At 55.1% G+C, this 1012-nt stretch carries 1 protein-coding gene; it reads left to right on the top strand.

The features are described from left to right. Positions 1-705, top strand: a 705-nt coding sequence (locus H6A60_RS11705; protein WP_205104816.1) for a LysR substrate-binding domain-containing protein, incomplete at its 5' end; no start/stop codon positions are given. Between the last annotated feature and the right edge of the window lie 307 nt (positions 706-1012).

Raw genomic sequence — 1012 nt, 5'->3', positions numbered from 1 at the left:
GCGCCCCGCGGCTTCAATCCCGAGCATCTCCAGGGCAACTTTCAGATCGCATCCTGCGGTTTGGTGATGCCGAACATCCTTTTTCGTATTTTTGAGCAGATACGCGTGCGTGCCCCGAAACTTCGCATTACCTTGGAGCACCGTACGCCTCATATATGGACTGATCTGAAGGAAGGGCGGATCGATCTTGGACTAACTACGGACTACGAAGTACCGCCGTCTTGCCGCAAGACGCTTTTATTCAGATCCCCGGCTGTCGTTTTAATGCGGGAGAATCATCCGCTCCTTGAAGAAGTTGCGGCTAAAAGCGGAGTTCTTTCCGCTGAAATGCTCGAGCATTATCCTCGAGCCGCGGTTTCAATCAATACATCGGGAGGACTTTTAACGTTGGAGCGTGCGGTGACGTCCGGTTCGAGCTTTACGCCGGCAGCAGTGGTGTCCGAGTCCGGCTATGATCTCATGCCGCTCATTGAGAGGACCGATGTCATCATGCTCACTCCGCTTGCGGGCGCGGAAGTTGTTCGCGAGCACTATGCCGTTTCTTGGCTGCCTGCGGCATCAGCGGGCGTTGCAGACTTCGAGGTCTATCAAGTCTGGACGGAAAACAAGCACCTTGATCCGGCACATTGCTGGGTGCGCGGTCTTGTTGAAGGCGCCGTTCGCGAACAAGTGTCGGGCGAGACATCGTCATCATCGCTGATTTGACGGGTTCACGACGAACCGGCGGAGCCGCGTTATTGCCGCAGCACCGCCAGAGAACTAGGCTGAAAAGTTCAACCGGTTGAACTTTTTCGGACAGAACTAGCGAGTGAGATCAATTAGAGGTCATCTGGCGTTGGGAACGGGCCTCCTCAAACGATTCGGGCTTAATTGGCGACACCGAAAATGAGGCGTGTACTTTTCTGCTCCCCGCAGAGTGACGGGTCCTCCTTTATCGGCAAGGACGACACTGTCGTGGATCAAGTCGGAGGAGTACCAGTCCTGGCTTCACATCAGGGACCGCTTCCTAGAC

Source organism: Sutterella massiliensis (assembly GCF_016899755.1).
Classification (GTDB): domain Bacteria; phylum Pseudomonadota; class Gammaproteobacteria; order Burkholderiales; family Burkholderiaceae_F; genus Sutterella; species Sutterella massiliensis.
This window is presented reverse-complemented; position numbering and strand designations above follow the sequence as displayed.